Source organism: Micromonospora hortensis (genome assembly GCF_022230935.1).
Lineage (GTDB): Bacteria > Actinomycetota > Actinomycetes > Mycobacteriales > Micromonosporaceae > Micromonospora > Micromonospora hortensis.
In genome coordinates this window covers 538,711-551,710 of sequence record NZ_JAKKFE010000012.1, presented here as the reverse complement: position 1 = coordinate 551,710, position 13,000 = coordinate 538,711, and the positions used below count along the sequence as shown (strand labels likewise).

At 70.2% G+C, this 13,000-nt stretch carries 8 protein-coding genes; 7 read left to right on the top strand and 1 reads right to left on the bottom strand.

Going from position 1 to position 13,000, the window contains the following annotated elements:
- Positions 1 to 8 precede the first annotated feature (8 nt).
- From NIE111_RS10985 to NIE111_RS10955, 7 genes are all read left to right on the top strand, one after another.
- Positions 9 to 1,382, top strand: a complete 1,374-nt coding sequence (locus NIE111_RS10985) for an acyltransferase family protein (protein ID WP_238684287.1) — start codon at positions 9 to 11, stop codon at positions 1,380 to 1,382.
- A complete protein-coding gene (locus tag NIE111_RS10980) occupies positions 1,379 to 3,253 on the top strand; it encodes a hypothetical protein (protein ID WP_238684286.1) in 1,875 nt (624 codons plus the stop codon). The genes NIE111_RS10985 and NIE111_RS10980 overlap by 4 nt, the downstream gene beginning before the upstream one ends.
- A 160-nt stretch (positions 3,254 to 3,413) precedes the next feature.
- Complete coding sequence (locus NIE111_RS10975) at positions 3,414 to 7,232, top strand: type I polyketide synthase (protein ID WP_274530958.1); 3,819 nt, start codon at positions 3,414 to 3,416, stop codon at positions 7,230 to 7,232.
- A gap of 54 nt (positions 7,233 to 7,286) precedes the next feature.
- Positions 7,287 to 8,267: a methyltransferase gene (locus NIE111_RS10970; RefSeq protein ID WP_238684284.1), complete on the top strand. Its 981-nt coding sequence runs from the start codon at positions 7,287 to 7,289 to the stop codon at positions 8,265 to 8,267.
- Between the two features lie 15 nt (positions 8,268 to 8,282).
- Positions 8,283 to 9,989, top strand: coding sequence for an AMP-binding protein (locus NIE111_RS10965; RefSeq protein WP_238684283.1), 1,707 nt, complete (start codon positions 8,283 to 8,285; stop codon positions 9,987 to 9,989).
- Positions 9,990 to 10,163: 174 nt separating this feature from the next.
- A complete protein-coding gene (locus NIE111_RS10960) occupies positions 10,164 to 11,279 on the top strand; it encodes a serine hydrolase domain-containing protein (protein ID WP_238684282.1) in 1,116 nt (371 codons plus the stop codon).
- Between the two features lie 139 nt (positions 11,280 to 11,418).
- Positions 11,419 to 11,775 (top strand): YciI family protein, encoded by a 357-nt coding sequence (locus NIE111_RS10955; RefSeq protein WP_238684396.1) that lies wholly within the window; start codon positions 11,419 to 11,421, stop codon positions 11,773 to 11,775.
- 63 nt (positions 11,776 to 11,838) lie between these two features.
- Here the strand turns inward: NIE111_RS10955 and NIE111_RS10950 are convergent, their stop codons facing one another.
- Positions 11,839 to 12,999: an epoxide hydrolase family protein gene (locus NIE111_RS10950; RefSeq protein ID WP_210780603.1), complete on the bottom strand. Its 1,161-nt coding sequence runs from the start codon at positions 12,997 to 12,999 to the stop codon at positions 11,839 to 11,841.
- Between the last annotated feature and the right edge of the window lies 1 nt (position 13,000).

The window sequence follows — 13,000 nt, the reverse complement described above, 5'->3', positions numbered from 1 at the left end:
AGCGTGTAATGACAGCGACCGAGGCGACGCACTCCGACGCCGAAATCGGCACACAGCACAAGCGGCGGTACGCGCGATACGACGGCCTCCGCGGTATCTGCGCGATCTTCGTGGTGATCTACCACATCGGCTACCAGTCCGGCATCAGCGAGTTGCCCGGCCACGAGGGGGTTCCCATCCTGGGAAGCCTCGTGCCGGCGTTCCGGATCTTCCTTCCGCCGTTCTTCGTCCTGTCCGGCCTGCTGCTCTACCGGCCGTTCGCGCGCGCCATCATCGCGGGCACCCCCCGCCCCGCGCCCGGCCCGTTCATCGTGGGCCGGGCGCTGCGCCTGCTGCCCGCCTTCTACCTGCTCACGCTCGTGGTCATGTTCACCCTCAACCTCTCCGCCGTCGACGGCGCGTGGGAGGTCATCAAGCCGTTCATCCTGCTGCACTACTGGCTCACGCCGGAGATGGCACAGTGGTGGCCGGGCATGGAGCACACCTGGACCGTCCCGGTCGAGATGTCGTACTACCTGGCCCTGCCGATCCTGGCCTGGCTGATCAACCGAAGCGCCCGCCGGGGCGCCGACCCGGCCGCGCGGGCCCGCCGCATCATCATGCCGTTCGTGCTCATGACCGTGATCGGCACCGCCTGGACGGTCTTCTGCTACCTGCCGTCGCAGGCCGAGCACACCTACTACTTCGTCTTCTGGCCGCTGGGCTACGCCGGGTTCTTCGCCGCCGGCATGGCACTCGCTACGCTCTCCGCGTACCGGGACGTGACAGGTGTGGTGCCGACCCTGCACCGCGCGGTCGCCAAGCACCCGATGCTGTGGTGGCTGGGCGCTCTCGCGGCACTGCTGCTCTACATCCCCAAGCCGTTCGCCCCACAGGTCGTGGTCGGCACCTGGCCCGCGATGGCCCAGCACCTGGTGGAATACGTCCTGTTCTTCGCCTTCGGCCTGCTCGCGGTCGTCCCACTGACAGTGCCCGAGGTGCGCTCACGGTTCATGGACGCCGTGCTCACCAACCCGCCGATCCGCTACATCGGCCGCCTCTCGTACGGCGTCTACCTGTGGAACGTCCCGGTCATGTACTACTACTTCCAGTACGGGACGATCTTCGGCAACCAACCGCTCGGGCTCAACGACGCCCGCCCCACGCTGCCCTTCGGCGAGCTGGTCGGCTTCGTCCTCTACGTGATCGTCGGCACGGCGCTCTTCACGCTGGTCAGCTACTACGTGATCGAGCGTCCGGCTCTGCGCCTGCGGCACGTCTTCAACGCTCCGATCTCCGCACTGGAACTGGGCTACGCCACGACGCCCGCCGACGACGCCCGCTCCGCCGACCGGGCCGAGCCGCAGGACGTCAGCGCGACGCGAAGGAGCACCGAACGATGAACCGACTGATCTCACGGCTCGGCGCGGGCAGTGTCGCCCTGTGCACCGTCCTGGCCCTCGGCGTACCGGGACCTGGGCGGGCCGCGCCTGCGCTGTCGACCCCGGCGCCCTCGCCCGTACGCACCGGCACGGTCACCTTGGTGACCGGCGACAAGGTGGCGCTCGACCGGGAGCGCGTTGTCGCCATCACCCCGGCGCCCGGCCGCGTGGGCACCCCGTTCCGGCAGTACCGGCAGGACGGGGAGTTGTACGTCGTACCCGCCGACCAGCTCGCGCGGGTCGCGTCGGGGCGGCTCGATGAGCGGCTCTTCGCCGTGTCGGCGCTGGCCCGGGCGGGTGTGTCCGACGCCCGCGCCGCCGACCTGCCGCCCCGGGCCGTGAAGCGCCAGGCGGTCGCCACGGATGGTGTCACGCTCACGTTCACCTTCCTGGACCGGCGGGGCATCCCGACGGCCGACTACTTCGTCAGCCTCTTCGACACCGTTTCGCGGCAGGAATACAGCGGCTACCACGAATCCGGTACCACCACCGTGACCGTTCCCGCCGGCCACTACTACCTGGAGGCGGGCGTCAGCGGCGCCAGCACCACCGACGTGGTGCCGTTCGACTTCTTCGTGGAGCCGGACATCGCGGCGACCGGAGACCTGGCGCTGACCTTCGACGCCCGCGACGCGAAACCGCTCACGTTCGGCCTGGACCGGCGCGGCGCCACCGGCATCCTCGACGTGATGCCCAGCCGCCAGACCGGCGTCGCGGCGGTCGGCTCCACAGTGCACGGCCCGCAGGATGAGATCCGCGTCCGCCCGTCTCGGACGGCCGCCGCCGGCCAGTTCACCTTCACCGTCGCCGCTCACCTGGGCAAACCGGACGGCAACGGTGGTTTCCTCGGCTCGCCGTACCAGTACCACCTGCAGTGGAGCGAGGACGGCACGGTACCGGCGAACCTGCACCGCGTGTTCCGCGACGCCGATCTGGCCAAGGTACGAAACGTCATCGCCGCGCAGGTGCCCGGCGCTGTCAACCGCAAGCTCTACTCGGCGTACGTGCAGCCACCGGCGACCATCACCGAATTCACCTCACCCGGCGCGGCGTTCTTCGAGGACGTGTACGAACTGGATGCGGACAACAACCTCAACTGGCAGATCGCCGACCTGCCCCGACAAGCCGGCATCGCCGGCAGCACCCGTACCGAGAAGTGGAATGTCGGGCCATTCGGGCCGGCCTTCGCCACCAGCCCCGTGTTGCCCGTGGTGTGGTGTGGCCGTTTCGGCGACCAGATGAACTTCGAGATTCCGCACTTTTCCGACCAGAATCCCGACCACTTCGGATTTTCTGGCACCCTGGCCGAGGAAATGCGGATGTTCCGCAACGGGCAGCCGCTGATTTCCCAGGACTCCGAGTTTGGAATCTTCACGGTGCCACCGGGGACCGCCACCTATCGCCTGGAGACCCGGTCCACCCGGGACACCTCGCCGTTCTCGACCGAGGTGCGGGGCGCCTGGACGTTCCGGTCCGGGCACGTCGCGGGCGGCCCGGCCAACGAGGCGGCGCTACCGATGGCGGCCCTGCGTTTCGCGCCCGCGCTCGATCAGCAGAACCGGGCGGCAGCCGGTCAGCGGTTCAAGATTCCGCTGTACCTGCAGGGGCAGCAGGGCGCTGTCCTCGGTGAGTGGGGCAACGTGACACTCGACGCGTCGTACGACGACGGCGCGACCTGGCAGTCGGCGCCCGTGGTGAAGACCACCGCCGGCTTCACCGCGACGGTCACCCATCCGGCGACGACCGGACTCGTGTCGCTGCGGGCCAGCGCCACCGACAGCCTGGGCAACAAGACGGAGCTCACGATTATCCACGCGTACCTCCTGAAGTAAAGGGCCGAGAAACCGCACCTTCGGAGTGCAGCCCGCACTCTCGAAGATGGCGCGTCTCCCATCGGCTGTGACGATGAAGTGCGGTCCCGGGAATCTCCTCATCCGGTCGATTCCCGGGACCACCCGATTCGGTCGGACCCGAAAGGGGTGAGTGGTGGGTATGAGTTCCGTCGACATCGACCGCGATGAACCTATTGCGATCGTCGGGATGGGTCTGCGATTTCCCGGCGGCATCAACTCTCCGCAGACGTACTGGGATTTCCTCGTCGCCGAGCGCAATGCGCTGCGCGAGGCGCCGCACGAGCGGTGGGACGGTTACGCGGCGATCAGCCCGGCGCACGCCGCGGCGACCCGGCGGGCCCTGAAGTACGGCAGCTACCTCGACGACGTGGCGGGCTTCGACGCCGAGTTCTTCGGGGTTTCCCCGCGCGAGTCCGAGCTGATCGACCCGCAGCAGCGCATCACCCTGGAGGTGGCCTGGGAGGCGCTGGAGCACGCCGGCATCCTGCCGCACTCGCTCGCCGGCAGCGACACCGCCGTGTTCATGGGTGTCTGCACCGATGACTACGGCCGCCGCATGCTGGAGGACCTACCCCGGCTGGAGGCGTGGATGGGCATCGGCTCGTCCATGTGCGGTGTGGCGAACCGGCTGTCGTACGTGCTGGACCTGCGCGGTCCGAGCGTCGCTGTCGACACGGCCTGCTCCGCCTCGCTGGTCGCCATTCACCAGGCCTGCCAGGCGCTCCGGCTCGGCGAGACGGACCTGGCGTTGGCCGGCGGCGTGATGTTGGTGGCCAGCCCGGCGTACCTGCTGGTGCTCGAGGCTGCCGGCGCGCTCGCGCCGGACGGCCGGTCGAAGGCGTTCGACGCGTCCGCCGACGGCTACGGCCGGGGCGAGGGCTGCGGTGTCCTCGCCCTGAAGCGGCTGTCGCAGGCGCGGCGCGACGGGGACCGGATCCACGCCCTGATCCGGGGCAGCGCGGTCTGCCAGGACGGGCGCACGAACGGCATCATGGCGCCGAGTCAGGAAGCGCAGGAGGAGTTGGTGCGCCGGGCCTGCCGGGCTGCCGGTGTGTCGCCCGCCTCGCTCGACTACGTGGAGGCGCACGGCACGGGCACCGGGCTGGGTGATCTCGTGGAGATCGGCGCCCTGTCCACGGTTGCCGGGGCCGACCGTGCGCCGGAGGCTCCGCTGCTGGTCGGCTCGGTCAAGACCAACATCGGGCACCTGGAGGCCGCCTCCGGTGTCGCCGGCCTGATCAAGATGGTGCTGTCTATGCAGCACGGCGCGATCCCGGCCACCCTGTCCGCCACAGTGCCGAACACCGAGATCCCCTGGGAGACCTCCGGCCTGTCAGTGGTCGACACGCTCACGCCGTGGCCGGACAACGCCGGCCCCCGGCGGTCCGGCACCGGCAACTACGGCTACGGCGGCACGATCGCCCACGTCATCATCGAGGAGGCTCCGCAGGAGGCGAGCGCCGTTGCGCAGCCGAGCGTCCCGACGAGTGTCGACGCGAGCGAGCGGGTCTATCCGCTCTCCAACGCGACCCTCGCCGGCGTCGCCGCGAACGCGGGTGCGCTGGCCGACTGGGTGGAGCGTTCCGACGCGGACCTCGCCGACATCGGTCACACGCTGGCCCACCGCCGGCAGCCGCTCAACGCCCGCGCCGCGGTCGTCGCCGCGGACCGCGCCGAACTCGTCAACCGACTCCGCAAGCTCGCCACGGGCACGGCTGCCGCGGGCGTGGCCACCGGCACGGTCGCGCGTGGCGCCGCCGCCGACGCGGTCTGGGTGTTCTCCGGGCACGGGGCGCAGTGGGTCGGGATGGGCCGAGAGCTGCTCGACAGTGAGCCGGCGATGGCCGAGACGATGGCTGAGCTGGGGCCGGTGTTCCGCGCCGAGCTGGGCTTCGATCCGCGCGAAGCCCTGCTGGAGGACGACTTCACCGAGGTCGGCCGGGTGCAGGCGATGACCTTCGCGATCCAGGTGGGGCTCACGCGGATCTGGCAGAGCTACGGCCTGCGTCCGGCGGCGATCGTCGGGCACTCGATCGGCGAGATCGCGGCGGCGGTCGCGGCCGGCATGCTCGACCTTCCGCAGGCGGCACTCCTGGTCTGTCGCCGGTCCCGGTTGCTGCGCCGGGTCGCCGGCCAGGGCGGCATGGCGATGGTCAACCTGCCGTTCGACAAGGTCACGGCCCGGCTGGCGGACGTCCCCGGGGTCGCGGCGGCGGTCGCCGCGTCCCCCACGTCGACGGTGATCAGTGGTCCGTCCGCGCTTGTCGACGAGATTGCCGACCGCTGGCGGACCGAGAACCTTGTCGTCCGCCGGGTCAACTCCGATGTCGCCTTCCACAGCCCGCAGATGGACGGGTTGGTCGACGACCTGCGCGCCGACCTCGCCGACCTGGTCAGCCGGCCGGCCACCGTGCCGGTGTACAGCACCGCCCTGACCGATGCGCGCTCCACTGTCGAGCGGTCGGCCGACTACTGGGTGACCAACCTGCGTAATCCGGTGCGCTTCGAGCAGGCGATCCGCGCGGCGGTCGACGACGGGCACCGTGTCTTCCTGGAGATCTCCGCACACCCGATCGTGCAGCACTCCGTCATCGACATCCTCGCCGTGGTCGGCGTCGAGGACGGGGTCATCGCGCACAGCCTGCGCCGGGAACGCCCGCAGCGACCGACCCTGCTGGAGAACCTCGGCACCCTGCACTGTGCGGGTGTGCCGGTTGACTGGGCGAGCCTGCAACCCGGCGGTGACCTCGTCGACGCCCCGACCAACGCGTGGCAGCACCGTCGATACTGGATCGACAACGTCCGGCCCGCGGCGGCCAACCTCGAACACGACGTCGAGACCCACACCCTGCTCGGGGCCCGTACCGCCGTGCAGGGCACCACACCGGTGCTGATGTGGCGGACGTTCCTCGACGACACGAACCGGCCCTACCCCGGCGGGCACGCGGTGCTGGGCACCGAGGTGATCCCGGCGGCGGCGACCCTCAACACACTGTTCCAGGCGGCCGAGAACGCGCCGCTGCGCGACGTCGCGCTGCGGGTGCCGATCGGCGTGGCGGTGCCCCACGAGATCCAGGTCGTCCGGCAGGACGGGACCGTGCGGCTCAGCTCCCGGCTCACCACTCAGCAGGACGACAAGTCCTGGCTCACCCACGCCAGCGCCGAGATCGCCGACGCGGCGCCGACGGCCGAGCGGGTCGACCCGGAGACGTTGCGCGCCGCGCACCCGCAGACGCTGGACCCCTCCTGTGTCTGGGACCGGCTCGCCGCGATCGGGGTGGTCGGTATCGGCTGGCCGTGGGAGGTGGAAGCCGTACGCCGACACCCGTCCGGGATGCTGGCGACGGTCGTCGCGGACCCCGCCGGCGGTCAGTCAGAGCGGACCTGGGCCTCGCTCACCGATGCCGCGCTCTCGGTGGCGCCGGTCATCTTCCCCGGCGACCCGCTGTTGCGGATGCCGGGCTGGCTGACCGAGGCCACGCTGGTGTTGCCGCCGCCACCGAAGGCGTTGATCGCGGTACGGCTGATCGCCGGGTCCGACGACGAGGTGGAGGTCGACGTCGAGGTGCGGACCCTCGACGGGGACCTGGCCGCCCGGTTCACCGGCGTCCGGTTCGGGGCGGTGCGCAAGGAGGTGCTCATCGACCTCGGTCCCGAGGAGGAACAGACCGCCGAGGAGCAGGTCTGGCAGACGCTGTCCGGTCCGGAGTTGCGCGACTTCGTGCTCGCCGCGGTCCGCGAGGTTGCCGCCGGTGAGGTACGCCTCCCGTTGGAGGACCTCGACGTGCACCGGCCGCTGGCGGAGCTGGGCGCGGACTCGCTGATGACGGTGGCTATCCAGCTGCGGTTGGAGCGGCGGTTCCGCACGCCGGTCCCGTCGACGCTGCTGTGGAACCGCCCGACAGTGGCGGCGGTCGCCGAGTACCTGACCGACGAACTGACCGCCGACGTCAAGTAGCAGCCACAGAGGGGAACGACCACCGTGCCCGAGCCTGATCCGCACACCAGGATGATGGCGATCCTGCATGCGCCGCTGATCACGCAGATGGTGGTCGCCGTCGCCGAGCTGGGCATCGCCGACCAGCTCGCCGACGGGCCCCAGCCGGTCGAGGCATTGGCCGCGAAGGCCAACGCCCGTCCGGAGGCCCTGCACCGGATTCTGCGGGCGCTGGCCGGCGTCGGTGTGGTCGCGCAACCGGCGCCGGGCGTCTACGGTCCGACGCCGTTGCTCGACACCCTCCGCACTGACGCACCGGGCTCGCTCGACGCGTGGGCCCGGTTGTGGGGGCTGCCCGAGCGTCAGGCAGCCCTCACGGCCCTCACGCTCGGCCTGCGCGACGAACGCCCACCGTTCGAACAGATCTACGACCTGTCCTGGTGGGCCCACCTCGAACGGCGACCCGAGCAGGCGGCGGTCTTCCGCGACGCGATGGGTGATCTTTCCCGCCAACTCCACGCCCAGGCGGTCGCCGCGTACGACTTCTCCGGTGTGCGCCGCATCTGTGACGTCGGCGGTGGCACCGGCAGTCTGGTGGCCACTCTGCTGAGGTCGTACCCGACGCTGACCGCGGTGCTCCTGGACCGGCCGGCGGTCGTCGCGCACGCCGACGCGGTGCTCGACGCGGCCGGTGTCACCGACCGGGTGACCGTCGAGAGCGGGGACTTTTTCACCGCGGTGCCCGCCGGCGCCGACGCGTACCTCCTGTCGATGATCCTGCACGACTGGACCGACGAGCAGGTCGTCACCGTGTTGACCAACGTGCGCCGGGTGATCGACCCGAACGGCCGCCTGTTCGTCGTCGACGCCGTCATCCCGGAGGACGACCAGCCGCACGACGGCAAGCTGCGCGACATCATCATGCTCGCGCTGCATCCGGGGCGCGAGCGCACCGAGCGCGAGTTCGAGGCGGTGTTCGACCGCTCCGGATTCCGGCTCGCCGAAACACGCGAGGTCTCGGCCTCGACCGGTTTGCTCGTCGCCGTCCCCGTGTAGCGCTCAGGAGAGCCGATGACCACAGAACAGGACAACAGACTGCCGCCGCCCGACGTGCGTCAGCAGTGGGACACCGTGCCGTACCCGGCTGCCGCCGCGGACAGGTATCGCGCCGAGGGTCTGTGGCAGCCACGCACGATCCCGGGGGCGCTGCGGGAGACCGTACGCGCCCACCCGGACCGCGTCGCCGTCGTCACGCCGGGCGTTCGGTGGACGTACGCCGACCTGGACCGGCACTCCGACGTGATCGCCGCGGGTCTGCTGGATGCCGGGTTGCATCCGGGCGAGTCGGTGATCCTGCAGATCACCAACAGCGCTCTCGCGGTGGCCACCTGGTACGGCCTGCTCAAGGCCGGCCTGATCCCGGTGTGCACGCTGGCGATCCACCGGCGCCACGAGATCGAGGAGATCGCGCGGCAGACCCGCGCCTCGGCGCACCTGGTGCAGGCCGATCTGCGCGGCTTCGACCTGGTGGCGTTCGCCGACGAGATCCGCCGGTTGGTGCCGAGCATCCGTCTGCTGGCCACCATCGGGGGCCGGCCCGGCGCGTCCGGTCAGGAACGGATCGAGGATCTCGTCGACCGCCCACTCTCCGATGCGCAGGCGGCCCGGCTTGCGCGGATCGACGCGAACACCGACCTCGACGCGCCCGCCGTCTTCCAGCTCTCCGGTGGCACCACCGGCGTACCCAAGGTGATCCCCCGGCTGCACCCGGAATACTGGTACAACGCCGTCGCCACCGCCCGCTGGTGGGGTTTCACCCCGCAGGACCGGCTCGGTTTCGGCCTGCCCCTGGTGCACAACGCCGGCGCCACCAACGCGTTGCACGCCGCGCACTCGGTGGGCGCCGCGCTGCTGCTCGCGACACCCGTCGCCGATGATCTGTTGGCCCTGATGGACGACGAGCGGGCCACCTGGTTCATGAGCCCGCCGGGCCTGATGAACGAGTACCTGCGGCATCCACGGTTCGACGGCGCCTTCGCCAGTGTCAACAGTTGCGTGCTGACCGCGGCGAAGGTGCCCCGGGAGCTGTTCGACGCGATCGAGGCGCGCGGGGTGCACGTCACCCAGGCGTTCGGGATGACCGAGGGGTTGTTCCTGTTCACGCCACGCGACGCGTCGCCGCACCTGCGCGCCTCAACTGTGGGCGTGCCGATCAGTCCGCTGGACGAGGTGGTGATGCTGGAGCCCGGCACGCTGCGGCCGACGCCACCGGGGGAGATCGGTGAGCTGTGCGCGCGCGGTCCGTACACAGTGCCCGGCTATCTCGGCGTGCCGGTCGGCACCGACTCGGCGTTCACGCCCGACGGGTTCTACCGCAGCGGCGATCTGGTCCGCGCGCACCACCTGGACGGTCTGGTCGCCTACTCGATCGAGGGCCGGGTCAAGGACCTGATCAACCGGGGCGGCGAGAAGGTCAACGCCGAGGAGGTGGAGCGGATCCTGCTCGGTCACGAGTTGGTGGTCGACGCGGCGTTGGTGGCGATGCCGGACGAGCGGCTGGGGGAGCGCGCCTGCGCCTACCTGGTGTGTCGCCCGGACGGACCGCTGCCGACGCTCGACGACGTCCGGGACTATCTGGAGAAGTTCGGCCTGGCCCGGTTCAAGTGGCCGGAGCGGATCGAGTTCGTGGACGCGTTGCCGCGTACCCCGATCGGCAAGATCTCCAAGCAGTGGCTCCGCGACGACATCGTGCGTCGCCTGGGTGGCCCGCGCACCTGAGACCCGCAGCACGACGAAGGCCGGCCGTACGTCAGTACGGCCGGCCTTCGTCGTCGTCCCGGAGAGTCGGATCTGAGTGGAAAGTGGCTTTGATGGCAAAATGCCGGTAGTGGCTCCGACCTACAGGTGAGGGGCACGCTTCGAGTGCCATGACGACCGGGTAGGAGACAGACGATGAGCGATCTTCAGAAGCAGGTGCAGGTGCTGGTCGACGGGCTGGTGGACGACGGCGTCGAGGACGGCGTGCAGGTCGCCGTCTATCGCAACGGTGACCTGGTGGTCAACGTGGTGGCAGGGGTCGCGGACACGGCTGCCGGCCAACCTGTTCGGCCGGACACCCTCTTCTACTCGGCGTCGACGGGTAAGGCGGCGGCCTCCACCGTGGCCCACGCGCTGGTGGACGACGGTGTGTTCGACTACGACACCCGGGTCGCCGACCTGTGGCCGGAGTTCGCCGCGCACGGCAAGGGCGAGGTGCGGATCCGGCACGTACTGACACACTCGGCCGGTGTGCCGGCGGTCCCCGCTGACACCACGATCGAGCAGCTCACCGACTGGAACGGCATGTGTCAGCTCATCGCCGGCATGGAGCCCTGGTGGGCGCCCGGCGAGCGGGTCGGCTACCACGCCGCCACCTTTGGCTACCTGATCGGCGAGGTCGTCCGTCGGGCCACCGGCAAACCGATCTCGACAGTTCTCGCCGAACGCGTCGCCGGGCCCATCGGGATGGCCGACGAGTTGTTCTTCGGGGTGCCGCAGGAGCAACTCGGCCGGGTGGCCCGACTGACCGACGACCCGGGCGGCAAAGCCGCGTTCGCCTCGATGCCACCGGATTTTCCGCTGTTCAAGGCCGTTCCGCCGGCGATCGTGCCGAATGCGGACTTTGGCAACAGGACGGACGTGCTGACCTCGGACATGCCGTTCGCCGGCACGATGAGCGCCCGGGCGATCGCGAAGATGTACGCGGCGCTCACCGGTGAGGTGGACGGCGTACGGCTGATCTCCCCGGAACGCCTGCGCGAGGCCACCACGCTGGCCACCGCCGGCCTCGACGACGAGATGACCGGCGGCACCTCGACCTGGGCGCTCGGCTACTGCCTGGGCTGGCCGGGCACCTCCGACCCGTCGGACCGACCGACGGTCTTCGGCATGGTGGGCATCGGCGGCAGCGCCGCGTTCGCCGACCGGGCGACCGGGGTCACCGTCGCGGTGACCAAGAACCGGTTCAACCCGATCGAGATGAACATCGTGCAGCGGGTCACCGAACTCGCCGACGAGGCGTTCGTCTGAGCCCTCCGGACACCGGCCGGTCGCGGGAAAAGTGTGAAAGGCCGTGGATCGATGACACATTTGGCGGTGTGGCTCCGACTGCACTATGAAGGGTGCCGATCCGGCACAGCCTCTGCGAAGGAGTTCTTCCGTGAAGTACATGCTGTTGATCCACGCGAACCCCGCAACTGTCACGGGACGGTCCGAAGCCGAGACCATGAAGGTCTACGCCGAGATCGACGCCATCACCAAGGAGCTGTCCGAGTCCGGTGAGCTGATCGGCGGTGAGGTCCTGGCCGACGTGTCGCAGTCGAAGGTCGTCCGCGTCGCCGCCGGCGTCCCGGTGACCACCGACGGCCCGTTCGTCGAGGCCAAGGAGCACCTGGCCGGCTACCTGATCGTCGAGACCGACAGCGAGCAGCGCGCGATCGACATCGCGGCCCGGTGGCCGGACGCCAGTGAGGGCGGCGCCATGGAGGTCCGGCCCATCATGGACATCGGCGGAACCGAGATGTGAGGTGGGGCTGCGGGCCGGGCCACCGCGCTGTGGCCCGGCCCGCGCCCTCGCCGACGCCGCTAGTCAGTTCGGCAGCCCACGGACGAACGTCCGCAGGTCGGTGACCAGGAGAGCCGGCTGCTCAAGGGCGGGGAAGTGACCGCCCCGGTCGTACTCCGACCAGTGCGCGAGCGTCGGCAGGATGCCCTCCGCGAAGCGCCGCACCGGTCGTACCGCGTCCTCCGGGAACGCCGCCACGCCGACCGGCATGGCCAGCGGCCAGGGGCCACCCCAGGTCCGCGCGAAGTCGGCGTCGCGGTGCGTGGACTCGAAGTAGAGCTGCGCGCTCGACCCCGCGGTCGCCGTCAACCAGAAGATCGTGACCGTGGTGAGGATGTGCTCGCGGCTGATCGCGTCCTCTGGTGCCTTGTCGGCGGCGGACCACTCCTTGAACTTCTCCACGATCCAGGCGAGCTGCCCGACCGGGGAGTCGGTGAGCCCGTAGGACAGCGTCTGCGGTCGCGTCGACTGGATCTTCTGCCAGCCCATGCCGTCCTGCTGGAAATCCAGCGCGAAGCCCAGTTTCGCCTGGTCGGCGGGGCTGAGTTCGGCGAACTCGGTGAAGTCCGGCGGTGGGAACGTCACGCACATGTTGAGGTGCACCCCGCGTACGTGCTCCGGGTCGGCCAGACCCACGCGCAGCGAGATCGGTGAGCCCCAGTCACCACCCTGGGCCACGTACCTGTCGTAGCCGAGGTCCGCCATCAGCCTGGTCCAGGCCCGGGCGACGCGCTCGGTGTCCCAGCCGGCCTGCCGGGTCGGCCCGGAGAAGCCGTACCCCGGGATGGTGGGGACGACGACGTGGAACGCGTCGGCCGCGTCGCCACCGTGAGCGGCCGGGTCGACCAGTGCGTCGATGATGTCGACGAACTCGAAGCCGGTGCTCGGCCAGCCGTGCGTGAGCAGCAGCGGCGTGGCGCCCGGCACCTGGGAGCGGACATGCAGGAAGTGCACCTGGGCGCCGTCGATCTCCGTGACGAACTGCGGTATCTCGTTGAGCCGACGCTGGGTGGCCGCCCAGTCGTAACCGGAGTGCCAGTACTCGGCCAGCTCCCGCAGGTAGCCGACCGGTACGCCACGGCTCCACCCCACGTCGGGGATCTCGTCCGGCCACCGGGTCGCGGCGATCCGTCGGCGCAGATCGTCGATGTCGGACGGTGGAACGTCGATCTGGTACGGGCGCATC

What these genes read in the sequence shown, in the direction of transcription:
- NIE111_RS10985 (WP_238684287.1), top strand. Translation starts at nt 9, where the DNA reads ATGACAGCGACCGAGGCGACGCACTCCGACGCCGAAATCGGCACACAG.
- NIE111_RS10980 (WP_238684286.1), top strand. Translation starts at nt 1,379, where the DNA reads ATGAACCGACTGATCTCACGGCTCGGCGCGGGCAGTGTCGCCCTGTGC.
- NIE111_RS10975 (WP_274530958.1), top strand. Translation starts at nt 3,414, where the DNA reads ATGAGTTCCGTCGACATCGACCGCGATGAACCTATTGCGATCGTCGGG.
- NIE111_RS10970 (WP_238684284.1), top strand. Translation starts at nt 7,287, where the DNA reads ATGGCGATCCTGCATGCGCCGCTGATCACGCAGATGGTGGTCGCCGTC.
- NIE111_RS10965 (WP_238684283.1), top strand. Translation starts at nt 8,283, where the DNA reads ATGACCACAGAACAGGACAACAGACTGCCGCCGCCCGACGTGCGTCAG.
- NIE111_RS10960 (WP_238684282.1), top strand. Translation starts at nt 10,164, where the DNA reads ATGAGCGATCTTCAGAAGCAGGTGCAGGTGCTGGTCGACGGGCTGGTG.
- NIE111_RS10955 (WP_238684396.1), top strand. Translation starts at nt 11,419, where the DNA reads ATGCTGTTGATCCACGCGAACCCCGCAACTGTCACGGGACGGTCCGAA.
- NIE111_RS10950 (WP_210780603.1), bottom strand. Translation starts at nt 12,999, where the DNA reads ATGCGCCCGTACCAGATCGACGTTCCACCGTCCGACATCGACGATCTG.